The following is a 24037-nucleotide window of genomic DNA, read 5'->3' on the forward strand; positions in this document are numbered from 1 at the left end:
TCGGACATAATTATTCCAATGCCTCCGCTGCAATATTTTTTTCACTGGCAGTGAATAAATGTTTCTCAAGGTAATGGGCAATCATAATCGCTCCCTGGCCTTCATTCATGGTGAAGTGATTGCCATGGATGGTGTGGGCAATAATCGGTTTTTGCACATGGGGTTGCCAATCCACATCCATCTGCAAACCAAGGTGATCCAGGGATTTTTGCGATGGACGGAAGTACACCATCTGGCCGTCGTAAACACCGGGTACGTAACGCAGCATTGCAGAATTGTTGATTTGATGGATAGCCATCAGCGTTTTCAGGTATTGGCTATCGGTATCAATGCCACCCGTGCTGCTGCGACTTTTTAACTGGTCACCAAAATATTCGTAACGTTGGTCTTCACTCATATTTTGTAATTTTCTGATCACTTCATTGAGTTGGTTTTTATCATCAAAATTATCGACCAGGCTACCCGCCATGATTTCATAATCTTCTTCGGTCACATCAGTAATTGTCTTTGGGTTTGGTGCATCAATCATAAACAGCAATTCAACGTTCTCACCCGCTTTTTTCAAGTGGCAGGCCATTGCAAATGCAACAACACCACCAAATGACGCACCGCCAATAGCATAAGGACCATGGGGCTGGATTTGGCGGATGTCGTTCAGGTAGCGCGTCACCATCGCTTCAATACTGGTCAGGGGCGCGAGATCATCATTAATGCCTTGGGCGTGAATCGCATAAATTCCAATATCATGGGTGAATGCATCAGCAAGGGTGCGATAAAAATAGGTGGTACCTCCCACAGGATGAATGAGGAATATTTTCCGTGCTTTTGCGTTCGCCGTTTTTAATTGGGTTATTAATTGGGGTGTTCCTTTTTTAGGTGCCGATTTTTCGTGAAGCGCCTCAATATGTACCGTTAATTTTTGGATGCTGGGGAAATCCATCAGTGCGCCACTGGCAAGTTTGATATTCAGCGTTTTGTTAATCTGCTCCAGAATCTGGATGGCATCGATTGAATCGCCCAGGCTGAAAAAATCTGTGTGAAGACCAATATCATTTTGATTGAAATGCTCTTTCCAGATGGTTGCGATCTGTTCTTCCAGCGATTCGGTATTTGCTACTGCTGGCTTTGCATCGCTGTTTTGGCTGGCGATAAATGAATGTTGCTTCGCTTCTTTATGATGTTTCTGCTGCTGCAAATAATCGGTTAACGAAATGGTAGAAATTAATAATTCCGGTAAGCCGACCTTCAATGCATGTTCAAATACTTGAATACCTTCCTCAGGTGTTATTCCCGGTAATGAACTGGCAGCTTTGCCATCGCGTCGCCCAATAAACTGCTGGTATTCTGCGGCCATTCCCACTTCCAGCCATGTATCCCAATTTAGTGCCAGGGTAAATCTCCGTGCTTGCTGCGCGCGCGCAACAGCATTTTGGAAAAGGTTAGCCGCGACATAAGCCAATTGTCCCGTTTGTGGCAGCAAGCTATTAAGCGAGGAGCAATAGACCATAAAGTCCAGTGGTTTATGGTTGAATGCTGCATCCAATACTAAAGTACCGCGGATTTTTGCCTGTAACACAGCATCGTTTTGTGCCTGTGTGCGATGTGCTGCCAATGCTCCATCCGCTGTACCGGCAGCGTGGATAACGCCATGGATTTCACCGAATGCGTGTTCAGATTTCATAATTACGTCTTGCACAGCCGCGTAATCGCCAATATCGGCTGCAAAATAAAGTACGCGTGAACCTTTTTGCTCTAGCTGTTGAATAAGCTCAATGGCACGGATGATTTTATGTTCCGCTGGATTGTTGGCAACAACACTATTCCACAAATTCCGTTCGGGCAGGGCAGTACGGCTGACCAATATCAAATTGGCTTGCCATTGTCCGGCAAGGTAATTAGCCAGGGTTGATCCGATCCCACCCAATCCACCGGTGACCAAATAAGTACCTCGTTGTTTAATGCGGGGATTTGAAGGGGTGTTGATGGTCTCCGCTAGCACTAATGGTTGAATGTTGCGTGAAAATGCCTGCTTGCCACGGTAGGCTACTACGTCAGGTAATTCGGGATTGAATAAATCCCCGGCGATTATTGTTGCTATAGTTTTTTGTTGGTAATTATTGCTTCCGGTGCGGTTGCCCGTATCCAGAACGTTACAATTTAATAATGGAATTTCTTCCGCAAGCACAGAAAAGAATCCGCTAATCGACAGCGCTACAGGGTTAATCACTTCATCACCGGTTACTTCAAATAATTCTGCGCCGATTAAATGCAGGTGCAATGGATGATTGATTTCTGCAGCAGCAAGTGCCTGCGCGAAAATAAGTGCTTTTTCAATATCAGTATTGACTTTATTGATAACTGAATCCAGGGGCTGATTTATATCAACAACATTCTTTTGTATGCCACAGAAATATAAAAGTTGTTGTGGTTTTTCAATCAATACTTGTTTAAATAACTCGCGATAAGATTGAGCGTTATTTTTATTAACCTGGTAATGGTTTTTATCAAGCTGGCGATAATTATCTCCGTGTTGGATGTGAATAATATCCGCGCCTTTATACTTAAGAATGTCGAGCAACTCTTGTGTGAACGGGGAGTCATCCACAAATGCGAGGATAAGTTGGTTTGCAGGGTTTGCAGATCCATTGGCAGAGTACCAGCTTTGCCAGCCTGTTGTATAAAACCATTGGTCCAACGGTTTTTTTTGCAAGGTGTTTGCGGCTTGGTTAAGTTCCTGGGGCGCAATGGCAGTAGCCAATGTTGCCGTTTTATAATGTGCTAATTCAAATATTTCACGGGTGAATGCATAGGCAGGCAATGCTAGCTTGTGTTGGTATTTATTGGAAAAAAAACTCTCCCAATCTATATCATCCCCAGCCAACCAATGGGTTTTTAACGCCAGGGCGGTGAAGGCACTATTGCCTGTAATGGCGACAGTGTTTGTGCTTTTATCAACCTTGATGGGCTTAATGGTTTCATCCAATGCGTCGAGCAGCTCTGCAATAGAATTGACCACCAACGCAGCGCGCCAATTGAAATTACTGCGTACCAATGCCAGTGTTGCAGCAACGTCCGCCAGTGCAGGATTGGTTTGGATTATCCAGTGTTTCAGGTTTTCGTAATTTCTCTGAAATGCATCTTCCGAATGTGCAGCTAATGGAATTAACCAACTCTCTTCTGTTGCATGAATCTTATCTGCAATTGATTGGTTGATTTCTGTAGCGGTGTCTTCAATAAACTCTTCCAGAATAATATGCGCATTGGTCCCGCCAATGCCAAATGAGCTAACGCCGGCACGACGCGGATATTCTTTTGGTGCCCAGTCTTCAAGTCGGGTTTGTACACTAAATGGTGTTTGCTCAAATTCAATTTTGGGATTTGGTGTTGTGTAATTAATGGAAGGTGGCAATTGTTGATGATGCAACGCCAACACTGTTTTTAACAAGCCGGCAATTCCGGCCGCTGCATCCAGATGGCCAATGTTGGTTTTTACTGAACCAATACGGCAATTGGCAGTTGTTCGATTCAATGATTCAGTAAATGCATCAGTTAATGCGGCAATTTCCAATGGGTCGCCCAAAACTGTGCCGGTACCGTGGGCTTCAATATAATGAATACTATTGGCAGGGATTTTTGCAGCAGCAAGTGCACTGCGAATAACATCTGCTTGCCCATTAATGCCCGGTGCGGTGAAGCCCATTTTTTGCTGGCCATCATTATTGGTGGCGCTGCCTTTAATCACGGCGTAGATTTTATCGCCATCAGCTAGCGCAGCTTCAAGGCGTTTTAATACTACAACACCTGCACCTTCACCCGCGGTGGTGCCGTGTGCGTCGGCATCAAATGCGCGGCAATGCCCATCGGGGGACATCACCATTCCTTCCTGGTAAAGGTAACCGCTTTTATGTGGATACCCGAGGCTGACACCTCCGGCAACGGCAATAGAACATTTATTGGTTAGCAGCGCCTGGCAAGCCAGGTCCACTGCAACTAACGATGTCGAACATGCGGTTTGTACATTCAAGGCAGGGCCGCGCAAATTGAGGCTGTAGGCGATACGAGTGGTAAGAAAATCCTTATCGCTTACCAGGTCCGCTGCAAATTGCTCGCCCGGTGATTGGCAATGCATTTTTACCCGCTGCTGCCATTCCGGATTGTTTGATGCCCCGGCAAATAAACCAATTTTCTCCTGAGTGGTAAACGGGTTGTTTCCTGAATGTTCCAGGCCGTGATAAACCACTTCATGGAATACTCGCAATTGCGGATCCATCAATAATGCATCGCGACGGTGATAATTAAAAAACTCGTGATCGAATGCATTGGCATCATCAATGATTGCTTTGGCTGCGACAAAATCAGGATTATCCAGCAACTCCTGCTCAAACCCGAGGGGCAATAATTCTTCAGCAGAAAAAAAGCTGACACACTCGCGACCCGCTTTCAGGTTTTCCCAGAATTGTTCCAGGTTTTTTGCGGCTGGAAAGCGGCCGGCCATACCGATAATGGCTATCTCCTGTGTTGCGGAAATGGCCGTATCATTGTTATTTCCGGTAGCAGCGATTTGATGCGGATTAAGATAAGCGGCAAATTCACGAATGCTGGCGTACTGGAACAGTTTGGCAACAGGAATGTGCTGCGCAAAGGTATCCTTGATTAATGAATGCAATTTAATGATTAGCAATGAGTTGCCGCCAAGTTCAAAAAAATTGCTGTTTACGTCAATGCTGTTTACGCCGATATAGTCAAGCGGCAGTACTTTTTTCCAAAGCTCAACCAATTGTTGCTCAGTAGTATTGAGGATTTGATTGGCTGAAAACCCTGGTTCTTTATGCAACGGCATCGCCAGCAATTTGGGCTTGTCTATTTTGCCATTGCGATTTAATGGCATTTTATCAAGCACAAGGAAATATTCCGGAATCATATAGGCCGGTAACTGATTGCGTAATTGGGTCTTTAATTGCTTACGTAATAATTCCTCTGCAATATCCGTCGATGCCGTTACGTACGCGCAGAGCCGCGTGCCATTGCTATCCTTACGAATTAATACACTGGCATTGCTAACGTGTTCATTACTGATTAATCGCGATTCAATTTCACCTAACTCGATACGGAAACCACGTAATTTTACCTGGTTGTCCATACGGCCAATAAATTCAATATTGCCGTCGTCAAGGAAGCAACACAGATCGCCGGTTCTATACATTTTGCCATTTTTTTCAAAAGGATTTTCCACAAATTTTGCAGCGGTCATCCCGGCATCATTTAAATAGCCACTCGCCAATAAATCACCGGCGATACATAGCTCACCGGGCACGCCGACCGGCGTAGGGTGATTATTGGAATCCAGGATATAAATACGGGTATTTGCAACAGGTTTGCCGATAACATCCCGTCCGGGAATGCATAGCGTTCCGCATGCTGTGACTGTGGTTTCCGTCGGGCCGTAGCTGTTAAATAACGAATAACCTTTGGCAATCACGGCATCTTTTAATACGGGATCCAGGCGTTCGGCACCGGTGATAACTCGTTTTAAACAGTCGATAAAAGAGCTTTCAATTAAATAATCGTGCAATAACCCCGGAACTAACTCGGCAATATTGATGTGATGCAGGCGAATAAAATCCAGCAGCTGCGATTTATCCAGGCGAATCTGATCTGCTGGTATGAAAATGGCGGCGCCATGTAATAACGGGATAATAATTTCTTCAACCGACACATCGAAGCAGTAGTTCGTCATTTGCAATACGTGACGGTTATTTTGCAAATCGTGTGCTCGATTAAACCATTCGGAAAGGTTAAGTACCCCGCGTTGGTTAATGACTACGCCTTTGGGCTTTCCGGTTGAACCGGACGTGTAAATAATATAAGCAGGATCACTTGCACCCGGAACAGGTAATGACGTTGGTGAGCGAACGCTGTTGGTGCCGGCATCGAGTCGATCCAGATTTAACACGGTTAATGAATTGAGGCTATGTCCAGCCAATGATTGGTCATCGGTTAATAATACACTTGCTCCCGAATTGTCCAGGATTTCGCGAATCCGCTCATCAGGATAATCCGGGTCCAGCGGTAAATAGGCAGCCCCGGTTTTCAACACAGCAAAAATAGTTTGTGGAATCCGCAATGAACGTTTAAGCAATAACGCCACTATGCTGCCGGGGCTAATATTAAAAATGTTGTGCAGGTGTTGGGCTAATTGCTCACTGCTGCTATCAAGTTCTGCATATGTTTGGCTATGACCTTCGTAATAACAGGCGAGGTCGTCAGGTGTTTTTAATGCCTGTTCGCGGAATACCTGTGCAATGGATTGGTCGCGAGGGTAATCAGCAACTGTTTGGTTAAATCCGTGCACCAGTTGGGCGAATTCATCCCGACCCAGTATTGATAAGTTTTGCAGCGAATGGTTTGGTTGGGAAATAATCTGGCGTACCAGGTTTTTAAAGTGGCCGGCCATGCGTTCAATACGCACACGCGAGAAAATGCGTGTGCAATATTCAAGGTTGAACAGGATTTTTCCATCAAGCTCATAACCGTTGAGCGTCAAATCGTTTTTGGCCGAACTATATCCGGTTTTATAAGGAGTAAATTCTTCAAGGCCCAATAGATTTTTTGGTGTATCCATAACCAGATAAGTAAACATTACATCGAAAATCGGATTTCTGCTGGTATCGCGGGGAACATCCAGTTTTTGTACCAATTGATCAAAGGGATATTGCTGGTGTGCAAAACTTTCCAATACTTCCGTTTGCACCGCCTGCAAATAATCCGCAAAAGAAAGATTGTTGTTTATATCCAGTTTAAGTACCAGGGTATTTACGAACATTCCCCAGATATTTTGCAATGGGTGTTCTTCACGTCCCGCGGTAACCGTGCCTAACAATATGTGTTTTTGATCCGTATATTTTTGCAGCAATAATGCAAACGCCGCGCAAAACAACGTAAATGGTGTTACCTGAAGCTGGCGGGCAAACGTGATGATCTGTGTTGATTCTTCCTGATTCCATTCAAACTCTACATAGTCGCCCTCAAAACTTTGTACATGCGGGCGTGGGTAATCGGCTTTTAAATCCAGTGAAGGTAAATCAGTTAGTTTTTCCAGCCAGTAATTTTCCTGTAATTCCAACTGTTGTTTCGCTCCGTCGCTGGTCTGCCATACAGCATAATCGGTATATTGGAATTCAACCTTTGGTAATGGAATGCCTGTATAGGCAGCGTGTAATTCTGCTAACAGTAATTGGAAACTTGTACCATCGGCAACAATATGATGTACATCAAGTGCAAGGATGTGCAGATCATCAGCGCAACGCAGCAATAAACAGCGGAATAATAGATCGTTTTCAAGATCAAATGGTTTTACAAATTCATTCAGGTGAATTTGAATTTTTTGATGATCCGAAAGGGCTACAATTTTTTGTTGCAGTGAAATATTTTCATATGGCCTGATAGTGCAAACCGGTTCGCCATTAATGAGTGTGAAGTTGCTACGCAATGCATTGTGCCTGTGTAACAGGCTGTTGATTGCTTGCTCCAACCTGGAAGCGTCCAGCGAGCCGCGAATTTGGTAAGCCGAAGGAATGTTGTAATGGGTTTCCCCCGGATTAAATAATGATAAAACGTAAATTCCTTGTTGCTGCTTGGATAATGGATAATAGTCTCGGGTGGTTGCAAGCATTAAATCCGTTGCCCGGGATGATAAATTATTTTTTTGCTGTCCAACCACCGCGTCTAAAATGCTGGATAAATAATTTGCCAGCTTGCGCACTGTTGCCAGGCGGAAAAATTCCTTGAGCGGAATTTTAACAGCGTAAATTTTCTGGATACTGGCACAAATTAGCGTAGCCGTAATGGAATGGCCACCAACCAGGAAGAAGTTGTCATCAATGCCAAGGGTTGTGATTCCCAACTGGTTTTTCCATAATTCGAGCAAGTGCTGTTCAAGTGCTGTGAATTGTTCTGTTACATTCAGCGAGGCCAAATGAGCATTATTGTTGGCCGCTGAATTACGGTCGGGTACTGGCAATAGCTGGCGATTAATTTTTCCACCCGCCGTGACTGGCAATTCAGCAAGGCGCAAATACCACCCGGGCACCATGTAATGGGGTAAATGGCTGGCAAGGAAATCTTGCAGGTGTTGTGTAGAAAATTCCTGGTTCGCAACATAATAAGTACACAGGAACTGACCTGTGTGCACATCGTTTTTAACCGCTATCGCTGCCTGAATAATTCCGGGATAGGTAGCTAATACTGCTTCAATTTCACCGGGTTCAATACGGAAGCCACGAATTTTTACCTGGGCATCAATCCGCCCCAAATATTCCAGCTCTCCCCGCAGGTTGCGACGCACCAGATCACCCGTGCGATACCAGCGATCCGCACTATCCACTGGTGATTTGATAAATTTTTCACGGGTTAATTCCGGATTATTTAAATAACCACGCGCGACACCGGCACCGCCAATACATAATTCACCGGGGATGCCATCGGGCACCGGCCTGAGTTTATTATCCACAACATAGGTTGTTGCCTGTGCAATAGGGTGGCCAATTGGAATTGATGGCAGGGTAAAACTGTTAGCATCCACACTGTGCACAGTACTGGATATTGCCGCCTCGGTAGGTCCGTATACGTTAATAAATTTGCAATGCGCTGACCATTTGCGGGCAAGTTCCGGTGAACAAATATCAGCCCCGCACACCACGCGTTTTAATGCAGGCAACGTTTTTGGTTCCAGCAAATTTAAAAATGCAGGTACTGCATTCAGGTGAGTGATTTTTTGTTCTGCAATAATATTTTGCATCAGCAGGTGATCGCGAATATTTTCATCATCAACAATCAACAGGCTTGCACCCGAGGTAAGTGCAACGAATATCTGCTCTAGCGATGCATCAAATACCGGTGCTGCGAAAAACAATACTTTTTCTTCGGCTGTGATGCCATAAAATTCGCGTTGGGCCTGGATTAGGTTGACCAGGTTGCGATGTTCTATGACTACCCCTTTAGGTGTGCCGGTTGAGCCTGAGGTATAAATGCAGTAGGCCGCATTTTCCCCCGTAATCGGGAGCAAGGAATTGCGAGGTTTTTTATAAGTAGTAGCGGTTTCGTTTACTGATGCAGTATCGGAAAAAATACTATCAATTGGTAAAAATGTGCCATCCCAGTTTGCGGGTATTTCACTGTCGGGTTGACCTATTAATAATTCGCATCGGCTATCTTGCAACTGATAGGTCTTACGCTCCAGTGGATATTCAGGATCTATTGGTAAATAAACGGCGCCGGCTTTGAGAATTCCTAAAAGGCTTGCAATCAATTCAGGCCGGCGACCCAGCATCACACCGACAAATTTTTCAGGGCCTGCACCTGACGCAACAAGCCTCGTACAAATACGCTCTGCTTGTTCATCAAGTTCTGCATAAGTAATTTCTTTCCCTTGATATACCAGTGCCGTTGCATCCGGTGTTAACGCAGTTTGTTCCTCAAATAATTGGTGGGCTAACCTGGTTGGTTGTGAGTTGTTAATGTTGCTTGTAACAGGAAGTAAAACAGGTTGTGCTGATGGTGTAGCAACAAGATGAAAATCTTCAATCGTTAACTCCGGTGTTGTTACAAATGTTTGCAATGTATACAGATATTGATCAGCCAGCTTTTCAATAGTGCGTGGATCAAACAGGTCTGTACAAAATTCAAAATCGCACAGGATATTATGGGTCAATTGGAATAATGTTACCGTTAAATCAAATTTTGCTATTGGTAACGGACAAATCAGTGATGAGGTTTCCAATTGCTCCAGGAGCAATTGTTGTTCTCCATGGTTTTGCAGTGCGAACATGACATCAAACATAGGGTTGCGGCTGGTATCGCGTGCAATATCCAGTTGTTCTACCAGATGGTCAAAGGGATATTGCTGGTGTTCCAGTCCCTGTAAGACTTTTTGTTTTACTTGTTCGCAATAATGAATAAATGTTAGATGGCTATCGACAGGGCACAATAGCGGCAAGGTATTAACAAACATTCCGCAAATGTCATCGCAATTTCCCAAACCTCTGCCAGCAACCGGTGTGCCGATAATAATTTCATCCTGCTGCGTATGTTTGTGCAGCACTATATTGAGTGCGGCAAGCAGTGTCATAAACAAGGTATAACCTTGCTGTTCGGAAAATTGTTGTGCAGCGTTCATCAATGAAGCCGGAATTTCCCGTTTGATACGGTCGCCAGCGAAACTGCGTTGGCCAAGTCGTTTAAAATCCGTGGCTAATGCAAGGGCAGGGATTTCGCCCTGGAATTCGGTAAGCCAATACTTTTTATCATCTTCTATAAGCGTTGCGTATTCGTCGCCCTGTTCCCATTCCGCATAATCTTTAAAGGTTATGTTGGCAGTGTCCGGCGTTTGTCCATTGTATAAATCCGCAAGGTCTTTTAGCAGCAGGTTTATCGAAACACCGTCGACAATAATGTGATGCCAATAAATAACCAAACAATAATTATCAGGGCTCTCTTCGATAAGTGAAGCGCGCATCAAAGGCGCACAGGCAAGATTCAGGGGTTGCAAACAGTCGTTAATGATTTGCTCCAGTGGCCGTTCCTGAAGCGATTTGCCTTGTAAGGTTATTTGCTCCAACGCAAAAGTAACATCGGGTTCAATAGCCTGCACAATGCTGTCGTCCTGCACACTAAAACGTGTGCGCAGGGCTTCATGCAGATGAATCAGTTGGCGGAAACTGGTTTCCAGTTTTGCAATATCCAATGTGCCCTTTATCCGGAATAGTGCGGTAATCAGGTAGCTGCGCGATGACTCTTCAAATTGGTCAAGGATATACATGCGCTGTTGGCTGGCAGAGGTTTTGTACCAGGTTTTCTCCGCTGCAACAGGAATGGCAATGGATGTGTGCGTTAAATTAGCACCGGCGGCGGCAACGATAGTCACTATATCGCGCAAAATGGGAGTTTCAAAAAAAGTTGCAATCGGCAATGAAACACCGAACGTATTGGTAATGAGCGATAGCAAGCGTATTAATGATAACGAGCTTCCTCCCAGCGCAAAGAAATCATCGTTAAGCCCGATAGGTGAGCGCGCTAATGCAGTTTCCCATAGTTGTACCATGTGTTTTTCAAGCGCTGTTCCGGGGGCACAATAATCCGCACGGGTATTGGTAGACTGTTGATCCGGTTCAGGCAGGGCGTGGCGATCAACTTTTCCACTGGGGTTTAACGGCATTGCATCCAGTACTTGAATTACCGCAGGCACCATATAATCAGGCAGCCATTGCGCAAGGTAATTGCGCAATTCATCGATTAATTTATGCGGTTCTTTTTCCGGTGTGCGATCTACTACATAAGCGCACAGATAATTATCATTTTGCACATCTTGTCGCGCCATCACAACGACATCACGAATGCGTGGGTGACTGAGCAGGCGGCTTTCAATTTCACCCAACTCAATTCGATAACCGCGAATTTTTACCTGGTGGTCAAGGCGCCCCAGATACTCAATGTTGCCATCGTCGAGCCAGCGACATAAATCGCCGGTGCGATACATACGCAAGTGTTTGGTAAAAGGATTGGCGATAAATTTTTCGTTACTTAATTCGGGTTTATTAATATAACCGCGCCCGACGCCGGTTCCTGAAATATAAAGTTCACCAGCGATGCCACGCGGAACCAGCTGCTGCTGCTCATCCAGAATATAAAGCTGGATGTTGCTGATAGGTTTTCCAATAGGGACGCGCGCAATAGGGCCGGAGACCGGGCAATCAAACCAGGTAACATCAATTGCCGCTTCGGTGGGGCCGTATAAATTAATCAACTGTGCCCCGGAGTTGGTATGGACGAGCCGATTAAAGTTTTCTACTTGTGCCGGGCTTAACGCTTCGCCGCTGGCAAATACATTGCGCAAGCTTTCCAGTTTATGAGGCAGGGAACCTGCTGCTAAATATTCCAGGGATGCATTGAGCATGGAGGGCACAAAATGCATAACGGAAATTTTTTGCGTTTCGATGCAATCGAAAATAGCCTGCGGGTCCTTTTCAGCATCCGGTGCAAGGAAATAAACCGAGGCGCCGGTAAATGACCACCAAAATAATTCCCACACAGATACATCAAAGGTGTAGGGCGTTTTTTGCAGGATTACATCTTTTTCTGTCAGTGGATATTGATCCTGCATCCAGAAAATTCGATTCAATACCGCGCGGTGTTCGATCATCGCGCCCTTGGGGCGACCCGTGGAACCAGAGGTGTAAATAACATAGGCGAGATCATCCGGGCCACTTTGCGCAGCGGGATTGCTATCATCAATATTCGCCAAATTATCGTGTGCTAAGCATTGGTCAATCAATAATAGTTGGCCATTGACATTTTCCAGTTGTGGCGAAAATTTACTATGGCTGATCACTAACTGGGCCTGGCTATCGCCAAGCATATAATCGATCCTGTCTTGCGGCAGGCTGGGGCCGATAGGCAGGTAAGCACCTCCTGCTTTTAAAATAGCAAAAAGCACTACCGGTAATTCCAGGCTGCGTTCCAGCAATACAGCAACGATTTTATCGCGGCCTACGCCCAGTGCCAGCAATTGGCGCGACAGTTGGTTAGCGCGGGCGTTCAGTTGTTTGTAGGTCAATTGCTTATCTGCAAATACTGCGGCGATGTTATCGGGCGTTTTGCCGGCTTGCATTTCAAACACGCTGTTGAGCGTTTGTTCCAGCGGATATTCTTTTGCTGTGTTGTTGAAATTGCGGAGTAAAAACTGTTGTTCATTGTGATCAACGAGTGTTAATTCGCCAATTGTTTTAGCCGCTTCCTGTTCAGCAAAATCTGATAAACAATTACTGAGTTGGGTGATAACCATTTGGTAATGGTGTAACCACTGTTGTGCAGTTTCCGGTTTGAATAAGTCTGTTGCATATTCAAGGGTAATCGCGAACCCCTTGGCTCGTTCATAAACGGTAAGTGACAAATCAAATTTGGCAATAGGGAATTCGAATTCACGCGAGGTAGTCTGCGTGCCGGGCAATGAGAATTGTCCAAGCTCTTCGGTAACCAATGAAAAAAATACATCAAATACAGGGCTGCGCGAATTATCTGTTGCCGGATTTAACTGGTTGAGCAACTCTTCAAAGAGAAAACCTTGATTATCAACAGCACCGATAACCATCTGCTTGACCTGATCGAGATAATTTTTTAGCGTGTTGTCCGGGGATGGTGTTAAACGTAATGCAAGGGTATTCACCAGCATTCCGGTTACAGCCTGCAGGTCCGGGTGTTGCCGGCCCATCGCGGGGGTGCCAATAATTAAATCTTGCTGGCGGGAATACTTATGCAACAAAATCCCAAAGGCTGCCAGGGTGATCATATAAGGCGTATAGCCTTGTTGTCGGGCTACAGCGCGTAATTTTTCTGTCAGGGGTGGCGTAAGCTCAAGGTGTAAACTCTTGCCCTGATGAGACGATTTGGCGGGGCGAGGAAAATCCGTAGGAAGATCGAGCAGCGGCAAATCTTCTGGTAATAGTGACGACCAGAATTCACGCTGCTGATGGATTATCGCCGCATAGTGTTCACTGAGTTCCCATTCGCTGTAATCTTTATGTTGCAAACGCACAGGTTGCAAGCGTGTTCCTTCATAAAGGGCGGCTAATTCCTGCAAATAAATACTCAGCGATATTCCATCCGCAATAGCGTGGTGAACGTTGATCATTAATACATGTTGGTACTCATCTATCGAAAAAACACCCAGCCGTACTAAAGGCGCCTGGTTTAAGTCGAAAGGTCGAATAAAATGATTAATGCAATGATCTATCTGCTCCGCGGTGCCGGAAAAAAATTCAATGTTTGCGGTAATGTTATCGTTGATGGTTTGCATTACCTCGCCATCAATGAATGTTAATGATGTGCGCAATGATTCATGCCGCTGGATTAACTGGTTTAATGCGTCCTGAAGCTTTAGAAAATTCAATGGCCCCAGAATGTTATACACCGCGGGGATGTTATAAGTAATTTGTCCGGTATTCAGTTGGCTCAACGCAAACAAACGTTTTTGTGCTGAAGATGCCAGATAATATTTTTTGGGCGTAGCGACTGGAATTGTTGCGTAGGTTTTACTGCCAGTGTTTTCAAGTTCAGTGGCCAGGGCTCCCAGCGTGGGGTTGGAAAAAATTGTTTTTACCGAAATTTCCCTTCCCAATTGCTGGCGAATTAATGAAGCCATCGCTACGGCTTTAAATGAGTGTCCACCAAGGTTAAAGAAATTATCTTCCCTGGCTATGTTGGTTACCGGCAACAATGATCGCCATATTTCACAGAGCTGTAATTCCAACGCGTTCATTGGAACCTGTGAATATGTTGGTGTTGTGTTATTTTGCGGGGCGGGCAGGGCACGGCGATCAACTTTCCCGTTGCGGGTTAATGGCATTGCATCAATTTGCAAAAATACAGCAGGCAACATGTAATCGGGTAAATGCCGGGCGAGCATTTTTTTAAGCCGGGAAACAGATAATGTTTCAGTTGCGGTGAAGTAGGCGCATAAATAGTTGCTACCGTCCTTGTCCGCAAGTGGTATTACAACGGCCTCCTGAACTTTCGATAAATTAATTAACTGTTGCTCAATTTCACCCAATTCGATACGGAAGCCACGAATTTTTACCTGGTTATCATTCCTGCCGATAAATTCAAGCGCACCATTTTCCTTAATGCGCGCCAGGTCACCGGTTTTATAAACCCTTAACGGTTGATTATTGGTTGTGGGAAGTTGCAATGAAATAAATCGTTGTGCCGTTAATTCCGGTTGATTGATGTAGCCGCGTGCGAGGCCCGCACCGGCAATACACAATTCGCCAATACAGCCTTGCGGTAGTAGTTGGTTGCGTTGGGAAAGGATAAAAATGTGCTTGTTATCCAACGCATATCCAATATCCGGCGCTTCATCATTATTTTCCGGGCGGGACACATCGGCCAAGGTTGTCCACACCGTATCTTCGGTAGGACCATAAAGGTTGTGTACCGCAAATGGTAACGGGTGTGAAGGAAAACGATTGAGTTTATCACCGGCAGTACGCAAGAATCGCAGTGCTGTTTCGGGTGGCCATTTTTCTTCTAACAAGCGTTCAGCCATGAGGGTGGATTGAAAGCTCAGGGTAATTTTGTTACGTAACAACCATTCTTTTAACGCAACTGGATCAAGGCGTGTTTCATCACTGGCAATATAAAGTGTTGCTCCACTGGTGATGCAAGGCCAGACTTCAAATGCCATCGCGTCGAAACTGACGCTGGCAACCTGACTTATACGTACTCCTGGGCCCTCAGAATAAATACGGCGATGGGTGTAGATTAAATTTTCAAAGTTGCCGTGTTCAACGGCAACACCTTTAGGGCGGCCAGTAGAGCCCGAGGTGTAAATTACATAAAACAAATCGTCCGGCTTGCCCTTAACAGGTTGGTATTCATGTGCTGCAGTCGGTAATTTATCGATAAGTAACAGGTTGCAGTGCGACGAATAGTTATTTGCTAATTCAGCCGTGGTAACCAATAGCGTTGCACCACTGTCTTGCAACATAAATTCAACCCGATCCTGCGGGTAATCCGCATCTATCGGTAAATAAGCACCACCCGTTTTGATAACGCCGAGCATGGCACTAATCAGCTCGCTGAAGCGAGGCAGTAAAATAGCGACTATTGTTTCGCGTGCGACCCCCAGTGCTTGTAATTTGCTCGCAAGCTGGTTTGCCTGTGCATCGAGGTCTTTGTAGGTAATAGGCTTATCGTCATGTATTACTGCCAATGCATCCGGATTGATGGCCACTTGTTGTTCAAACAATTCAGTGATTGTATGCACGGGTATAAAATGATTATTGTTCCCCGGTTGCATTAATTTTTCTTGTTCGCCTTGCGTCAGCACTGCAAGGTTTTCTATATCAGATTGCGGGTTAGCAATAGCACTTTCAATAATGGTGAGCAGGTGCGCGCAAATTGCAGAGACTTCTGCGCGTGAAAAATAATCGGTTTGGTAATCCAGTTCGAGTTTTAATTGATTGTTATCCCCGCGATGGGATAGATGGATAACAAGCGGGAACTCCTGGGCTTTTTGGAAATGGAATTCAGTTGAAAATAAAAAAGAAGAGTTTTGGTAGCTGATAGCGGTTTCAAATAATGGCGCATCCCAACCATTTTTCTTGCGGTCTTGTATCAATAAATCGAAGGGGTAATCCTGATGGTGTTGGGCAAGTTTAACTTCGGCATCAACGCGCGATAATAATTCGCGAAAGCTGATAAATGCATTCTCAGCGATTGCCAGGTGCACCGGTGTAGTGCTGACAAACATACCTATTTTGTCGCAAAACTCAAGGTTAAAGCGGTTATGAAAAACGGTTCCAATAACTGCGTCCCTACGGCCAGATAAACGGCTAAGGTAGACATAGTATGCCGCCATTAATAAGCGATAAACCGAGGTTTTTTCGCGTTTGCAAAATTCGTGGATTTTCTGGTTAAACACCTGGTCAAAATTATAATCGATTCTGTCAGCCTGCACTGACACCGATTTGTTAACCTGTTTAATTCTTGCCGGTTCTTCATAGGTGTCGAGTTTTTCTGCCCAGAATTTTTTATCGTGTACACATTTTTCGGACGATAGGTATCTGGCTTCATATTTTAGGTACTCACGATAATCCTGGTTTTCCAGTGGCAAGCAATTACGGCCACGTGCGAGTTGGCGATAATTATCGTGGATGGCATCAAGGGTAATTTTCATACTGGCTGCGTCCATAATTACATGATGGAAGCAATACACCAGGCGTGCAGGTTTTCCGGCTACCCGAATTAACTCAAAATAATATAATGCGGTGTTGTTAGCAGCAAAGGGATAGCGAATCAATCTGTCAATGTGTTGCTGGAATTGCTCTTCAGCAGGGAATTCCAGTTCTTGTAGTGTAATAGGTTCGTAATCAGCAACGTATTGCGCAACATCACTTTGGGTGCTCTGGATGCGCAAACGTAACGTGTCTGCTGACTTAACCAATTCATTAATAGCTTTTTCAAGCGTTTTGCTATTAATCGGTTCTTGAAATTCCGAGTGTCCAACAAGGTTTCCTACACCGCTATTCGGATTAATAATTTCTGCAAACCAAATACGTTGTTGGGGATGGGCGAGAGGAAATAATTCATTGTTGGCGGATTGGTACTCGTTCAGCATGGTAATTTGCCTTTTGTATTGCTAATCAAATACCTGTTCAATAGCTATTGATACAGGTTATGACGATGACTATCAGAATCAAGCGCTGACATTAAGATCAAGCTTGGTAAAAAGAACGGCGCGCAATTAAATGCGCGCTTCGATGTAGCTATAAATAGCGTGAAAGTTTTTGTATTTGAACAGTAAGGTAGACGGAAACGAAATTTTGAATGTGGCTTCAATTGATGCTGCCAATTCAGCTACTTGTAGGGAATCCAGGTTAATCGCATCCAGCTCGAGATCGCGGGGTAATAGATCCAGCGATAATTTTTTCAGAAAGAGAGCATAGAGCTGATCTTCCAGTGGATTGCCAGAAGAGGGTAATTGTCGGGTTGCAGTGAGATTTGCTGTAATTGCATCATCTTTGGTGCGAATTGCTAATACAGGTAATCGCTGTTGTTCGAATAATTCCTTGCAATAACTCCTGCGAATTTTTCCACCTGCTGTACGTGGGATCGCTCCAACTGGCGTAAAAACCACACTGGCCAATTGGATGTTGTGCACGCGGTAAGCCGCTTGTAATATCGCTCGGTAAATAGCGTCAATATTGGTTGCTGTTGATGCAATTTCTTCGGTAATTTCCTGGGCCAGGATAATTTTCTCACCTTCGCGCGTCGCCACTGAAAATGCGGCGGTGGCATTGTTAGCCAATAAGGGGGAAATTTGTTGCACAGCCCATTCTATTTCTTGCGGGGCGTGATTTTTGCCATTAATAATTAATATTTCCTTGAGCCGCCCGGTAATGTAAAGCTCATTATTCCAGAGATAGCCAAGGTCTCCTGTGCGAAAAAAATCACCGGGAATTGTCGCGAGGGCCTGGTTAAATACTTGTTCGTTGATATCGTCGTTACGCCAATACCCGGAGCTGACGGAAGGACCACTCACCCATATTTCACCCACTTCCAGATCTGCGCAAATTTGCCGCGTATCCGGGTTCACACAAACAATTTTCGTATCGGTAAAGGCGCTTCCAAGGCACGCATTACTTAATGATTGCGCGCGGGTATTTTCGGATTTAAAAAACGGAGCCTGTTGATAGCGCACGCAGCTGATTGGACCGGTTTCAGAGAGACCATAAAGTGGTTTCAGGAATTCCGATTCCAATCCACTCGCTGCAAAACGTTTAAAGAAAGTATCGAAAACAAAGGATTTAATAGGCTCAGCGGCAATCAATCCCACTTGCCAGCTGGATAAATCAATGCCTTCCAATTGCTCATCAGTACAATTCCTGGCGGCTTGCAGGTAACCAAATGTTGGTGCTGCACTGTGGGTGGCGCGATATTCGGAGATCGCATGTAGCCAGCGATGAGGTTGTGCAATAAATGTGTAAGGTGCAAACAGGACCATGGTGCCCGCAGTATAAGCGGGCAGTAGTGCATTAAATACCAATGCAAATGAATGATACTGGGGCATCCAGCTAACACCAATACTTGCGGATGTAAATGCACAGGCTTCAGCGAGTGAGGCGGCGTTGTAATAGAAATCCTTGTGGCGAATGATGACGCCCTTGGGCGTGCCAGTTGAGCCTGAGGTATACAGTAAACAGGCAATATCATCCGGCTTAAGCACAGGTAATGTTTGTTGTTGTGCAAGTAGGGATAGACCAGTGGTATCAATAATGTTGCGGATATTTTTATGCAGGCCGGATTGTTGTTGCAATAATTGATAGGCCTGGTTATCAACCAATACTATACAGTCACCAATATCACCACCAATGGCGTTTAATTTTTGCAAATCTTCTTCGAGTTTACCTTCAGTAATTTCGGGCAGGGGAACAGCGATAACACCAGCAAATAAACAAGCATAGAAACTGACGATAAAATCGAGTCCCGGGCCATAGGCTAATACTGCTTTTTTATAACCTTCGGCATTGAGCCATGAGGCCAAGGCCAAGGTTTGCCCTATAAAATCGGAGTAACCCAGGGTTTTGTTTCGCTGCCCGTTGCCATCCAGCGTAATAAATAACGGTTTGTTATTAACTAATTTGCAATTCGCTAAAATTTTTTCAGTAATTAACATGACCATGCTCTTATAGGAAGTGCTTTGATAGGAAACGCTTTGGTAGAAAGTGCTTTAATAAAAAGTGCTTTGATAAAAATTACTCCGATAACCCGCTGATTAATTAGCCGGTATATTTATTGTCCGTATATTTTTTGGAACATCCGGACAATTAACGGGCTGATCAGTTCGCAGATCGACTGCCACTAAAAATACCTTCCAGTTCAATCAGCAATTCTTTGCGGCAGATATCGGCATGCAAGTAAATAACAGAGGTTCCTGGCCTGAAAAACGCAGAGCAAATACTTTGTACTGCTGCAAAATCACTGCGATGGCGGATATAGACTTTGATCATGTCGAGATCAGACAGCTTAACGGGGTGCTGGATGCCGTAATGCTTCAGATTGTCTGCATCAATCAACCGTTGAATATTTAGTAAAGTTGTTTCGCATTGTTTTTCGATTGAGTCCGGGTGATGGGAGCTATGGCCAACAACACTCGCCGTACCTGATAAATACATGCGGTATTCGTCGTTGCCAAAGGGAACATAAGTAGCGCGGGCAAAAGAGGGCGCTCTAACGCCATATTGCGGTGGATATTTATATGCAGGAATCTGGATGGGATTTTCGATATGGATTAAATCGGCGGTTCTCTTCGCCAGAAAATATACCGCTACTTTTCTGGCACAAGAGCCTATACCAGTTGCTGCAGGTAAAACTTGTGCTAGTGAACGGGAAAATTCGGCAGAGAAGGCTACTGACCTGCCAAAGCAGAAATCTTTATAGATTTCTACATTATCGCTATTGTCCTGGTTGAGGCCGGGAATGTAGCTCCACATGCGAAATAAATGTGGATATCCATGCTCGTTAATCAGGCGGAAAATATTGCGGAAATTTTTTTCGGTTTGGTTTGCATGAATAAGCCCATCATCAATATCGTAGCTAATTGAACCAAACAGTAATTCTCCATCGTGGCTGAAATCAATGGATTCCCAATGCCCGCGTGTGACATTGGTTGCACTGCGCCAGATTTCAGACAGCGTAATTCGCTGCTCCGATGGAATCTGGACCTGCAAATGAGGGAGATCTGTTGATGGTGAGTATTGGTCATCGGGAATGTACGACACAACTCCGAGAACATTATTGTCCTGTGTATACCTGGCAGGTATTTCACCTTCGTGAAAACTGGCGCCGGGCGCCAAGGCATTAAAGCTGTTCATATTCCAGACTCCGTGCTTACGCTAATTGGCTGATTTGTGCGCAATACGCGGTTCTACAAATCAATTAGTAAAATCAAACCATCACCTTATGTAAATAAAGTGGTTCTCTTTTGATCTGTAAGCAGGGGTAGTGGAATAACTTTTTTGATAGTTTTAATAAAAATTCGTGGCAATCATATACCGCAAATTTGAAGATAGAAATCTTGCGCCAATAAATAATTTGTAATAACTCGTAAAATAATTTTGGCAGCGAGGATTATGCATATTTGTTATCTGACCATAACATTAAAGTTTAATGTTTTTATGAAACTGTGATTTATCATCCATTTTCTATGTGAAAAAAATGGTTAATTAAATATTAATGGGATGAGCAATGAGTTAATAACCTGATTAAATTTTGATGCAATGTTGTTTTATGTGACAGCGTAACCTTCAGTAATATTTTTTAAATAAAATTTCTATATCGTGCAAAAATTAATTTTGCAATAATGTTAAAACATTAGGATGAATGTTGGATTTTTTTGATTGGCTACTGTTAATAAATTAAGCATACAAAAAAATACAATTTTTAAAATAGCGTGGTTTATTATCAATTTATTTGAGATGTGTAGAATTATTCAGGCAGGATTTTCAGGTACTAAAAAATTTCGAGTATCGAAAGTGCTTTGAATTAAGAACTGGTTTTTAAGAAAACAGCAGCAATGTTGCAAAGCAAACTATAAATATTATTTAAAACCCACCACAAGCAGCTCGGAGTAAGCCTTAACAATAAGTCTTTTATCGCCTTGAAAAAGGCAAAGACTGATTGAGGAACTGCGATGAGCCAAGTTGTAGATGTACAGATTTATAGCCTGAAAGGCGAAATCAACAATTATTCGTTTTCTGAACAAAATGCGCAGTTTGTCGGCATTGATTGGTTGCAGCAGGTGCTTGCTGCAAAACAATCCGGATCACAGCTAAGTGTTGTTACTGACCCATTTGATTACCAGGGTATTGATCAGGTTATTCCCATGCAGCCTGAACAATATTTCATGATGGATTATCTTTTGCCTGCTGATTTACAAGGTGCAAAAGCGCTTGAGGTTGGTTTGGGCTCGGGCGTATTGAGTATTTTTGCGCTGCAGCAAGGCGCTGCAACGGTTACTGGCCTGGAGATTAATCCCAGGGCCAAGGTTTACGCCGGGTTTAATGCATTGATAAATGGTGTAAGCGATCGCTTGCATATTCGCGATGGCAATGTGCAATCCATTTTTGCGCCAGTGCAGGATCAACAATTTGATTTGATCATTTCCAACCCTCCCTTTGAACCAACGCCTCCCGGTATGGATTATTACCTGAATTCTGCTGCAGGAATTTACGGTTTTACCTTCGTTGAAAATTTGTTGAAAGATGCCAATGCCCGGTTATCTGATAATGGCGTTTTGCAAATTGTCACTATGGCTCCCGGTGACAAAGAGGTGCCAGGGAGGTTGGTTGATGCTGTTAAAAAATATTTGCCCCATGGTGCTACTGAAATTATTTGCGATTTGGCCCCTATCACTTACGCCGCTTTTGTGGATCGCTTCGTCGGTATTTTTGGCCAGGATCAATCCGTCATTGATGCAATGAAAAATGAAGCCGCTGCAAATGGTATTACACATTTGCATATGTGCATCCTGCGCTATCGAAAAAATACTGCACCTGACTTGCAGATTTCCTTTACTCCCAAAATTTACGAACCCTGGGAAACCCCGCTGGGAACCAAATAAGGCTGTTCGTCAGTTAGGTCTACCCATTGGGGTATCACACATTTTTTTATGAGAGGGAGCCATGACTATCAATATTCTCGGCCTGAATTGTGCCTACCATGAATCCGCTGTGGCATTAATTCGCAATAACCAATTAATTGCAGCGATTGAAGAAGAACGCTTGAACCGTGTCAAGCATGCCAAACCAGCGCTAACTGGAAACCCCAATGAAATTCCCTGGCAGGCGATTAATACCTGCCTGGAGATGGGAAACCTGTTGTTGTCGGATATCGACATTATTGCTTTTTCATTCAATCCATTAAAACGTTTGCATAACAACCTTAATTTGAATGAACAATGTATTGATGGTGAATGGGGTACAGCAGATGGTGAGAAAAAATTCTATAAAAAATTAATTGGTATTCCCGATCAAATTCGCGCGCTCGGTTTTAATGGCCAATTTATGTGGGTGGATCATTGCGTTGCGCATTCTGCGTCCGCTTATTACCCTTCGCCATTTAAAGACGCGGCGGTGATATCGGTGGATGGTATTGGCGAATCCGAATCTGTCACTATTGGCGGCGCGCGCGATGGTAAATTATTTTCCTTAAAGGAAATTAATTATCCCAACTCGTTGGGGTTGCTGTGGGAAAAGGTTTCCATGTTTATGGGAATGAGTGAATATGACGCCTGCAAGGTAATGAGCCTGGCGTCTTTTGGCGACCCTGCACGTTTTATTAATCAATTCCATCAGTTCGTTAAAGTCAATGAAGATGGCTTTGAAATGGATATCAATGTATGCCAGTTCCGCGCAAATAATTTTTCATCATTTGAGCAGGTGTTTGGTTTGCCCGCATTACAAGACCGCGCAGCGATCACGCGTGATTACATGGATTTGGCGGCAGCTTTGCAAGAGTTAACCAGCGAAATCTTACTCAATATCGTTAAGCATACTGCGCAATTGTATCCCTCCAGAAATTTATGTCTCGCAGGCGGCGTGGCGTTAAATTGTGTTGCCAATACGGCGATTTTTGAGCAGGGACCATTTGAAAATATTTATATCCAACCGGCGGCGAACGATGCAGGTACTGCATTGGGCGCAGCACTTTACGCCTACCATAATATTTTCTACGGCCATAAAAATCCGGCGTTTGAAGCAAAAGATACTTACCTTGGGCCAGGCTATTCGGAAGCGGATGTGCTCGCCAGTTTGGGAATGTTTGATCTGCTTTATGAGCGCTCTGAAAATGTTGCTAATGAAGTCGCGGCATTAATTGCGTCGGGCAAAGTTGTGGGATGGTTCCAGGGGCGGATGGAGTTTGGTCCACGCGCGTTGGGTAATCGCAGCTTGTTGGCCGACCCGCGCGATCCGGATATGGTGAAGCGCATGAACCTGCTGGTGAAGCATCGCGAGGATCACCGCCCGTTTTGCCCGAGTGTACTTAAAGAAGATGCGAAACAATGGTTTGATATCAGGAAGGATGCCGATGCGGCGCACTATATGTTGATGGCATATCCGGTAAAACCGGAGCAGCGCGATTTAATTCCTGCTGTGGTGCATGTAGATGGGACCAGCCGTATTCAATTGGTGAGTGCTGAATCCAATGCGCGATACCACGAATTGATTTCCGCGTTCAAAGCGTTAACGGGGGTTCCATTGTTATTGAACACTTCATTTAATGATCGCGAACCGATTGTGTGTAGCCCGGAAGATGCATTGAAGACTTTCTTGCGCACCAAGATTGATTTCCTGGTGATTGATAATTTTATTATCCGCAAAAAAGATGTGCCGCATATTGCCTCTGCAAACACGGCAACAGCGCTGGTGTAGTGATTTTCCGGTAAAGTGTTGTGCATAAAAAAGCCCATGAAATTCATGGGCTT

At 44.4% G+C, this 24037-nt stretch carries 5 protein-coding genes; 2 read left to right on the forward strand and 3 right to left on the reverse strand.

Annotation, left to right across the window (positions count from 1 at the left end):
* Window positions 1-10 precede the first annotated feature (10 nt).
* From A596_RS06250 to A596_RS06260, 3 genes are all read right to left on the reverse strand, one after another.
* Window positions 11-17170 (reverse strand): non-ribosomal peptide synthetase, encoded by a 17160-nt coding sequence (locus A596_RS06250; RefSeq protein WP_039913290.1) that lies wholly within the window; start codon window positions 17168-17170, stop codon window positions 11-13.
* A 126-nt stretch (window positions 17171-17296) separates the two neighbouring features.
* Window positions 17297-19228, reverse strand: a complete 1932-nt coding sequence (locus A596_RS06255) for an AMP-binding protein (RefSeq protein WP_039913291.1) — start codon at window positions 19226-19228, stop codon at window positions 17297-17299.
* Between the two features lie 163 nt (window positions 19229-19391).
* Window positions 19392-20426 (reverse strand): FkbO/Hyg5 family chorismatase, encoded by a 1035-nt coding sequence (locus A596_RS06260; RefSeq protein WP_052417293.1) that lies wholly within the window; start codon window positions 20424-20426, stop codon window positions 19392-19394.
* A gap of 818 nt (window positions 20427-21244) precedes the next feature.
* Between A596_RS06260 and A596_RS06265 the strand changes: the two genes are divergently transcribed.
* Together A596_RS06265 and A596_RS06270 are read left to right on the forward strand one after the other, a co-directional pair.
* Complete coding sequence (locus A596_RS06265) at window positions 21245-22174, forward strand: methyltransferase (protein WP_039913292.1); 930 nt, start codon at window positions 21245-21247, stop codon at window positions 22172-22174.
* A gap of 61 nt (window positions 22175-22235) precedes the next feature.
* A complete protein-coding gene (locus A596_RS06270) occupies window positions 22236-23984 on the forward strand; it encodes a carbamoyltransferase family protein (protein ID WP_052417294.1) in 1749 nt (582 codons plus the stop codon).
* The last annotated feature ends 53 nt before the right edge of the window (window positions 23985-24037 follow it).

The sequence above is a fragment of the Cellvibrio mixtus subsp. mixtus J3-8 genome (genome assembly GCF_000766945.1).
Lineage (GTDB): Bacteria > Pseudomonadota > Gammaproteobacteria > Pseudomonadales > Cellvibrionaceae > Cellvibrio > Cellvibrio mixtus_A.

What these genes read in the sequence shown, in the direction of transcription:
- A596_RS06265 (WP_039913292.1), top strand. Translation starts at nt 21,245, where the DNA reads ATGAGCCAAGTTGTAGATGTACAGATTTATAGCCTGAAAGGCGAAATC.
- A596_RS06260 (WP_052417293.1), bottom strand. Translation starts at nt 20,426, where the DNA reads ATGAACAGCTTTAATGCCTTGGCGCCCGGCGCCAGTTTTCACGAAGGT.
- A596_RS06270 (WP_052417294.1), top strand. Translation starts at nt 22,236, where the DNA reads ATGACTATCAATATTCTCGGCCTGAATTGTGCCTACCATGAATCCGCT.
- A596_RS06250 (WP_039913290.1), bottom strand. Translation starts at nt 17,170, where the DNA reads ATGCTGAACGAGTACCAATCCGCCAACAATGAATTATTTCCTCTCGCC.
- A596_RS06255 (WP_039913291.1), bottom strand. Translation starts at nt 19,228, where the DNA reads ATGTTAATTACTGAAAAAATTTTAGCGAATTGCAAATTAGTTAATAAC.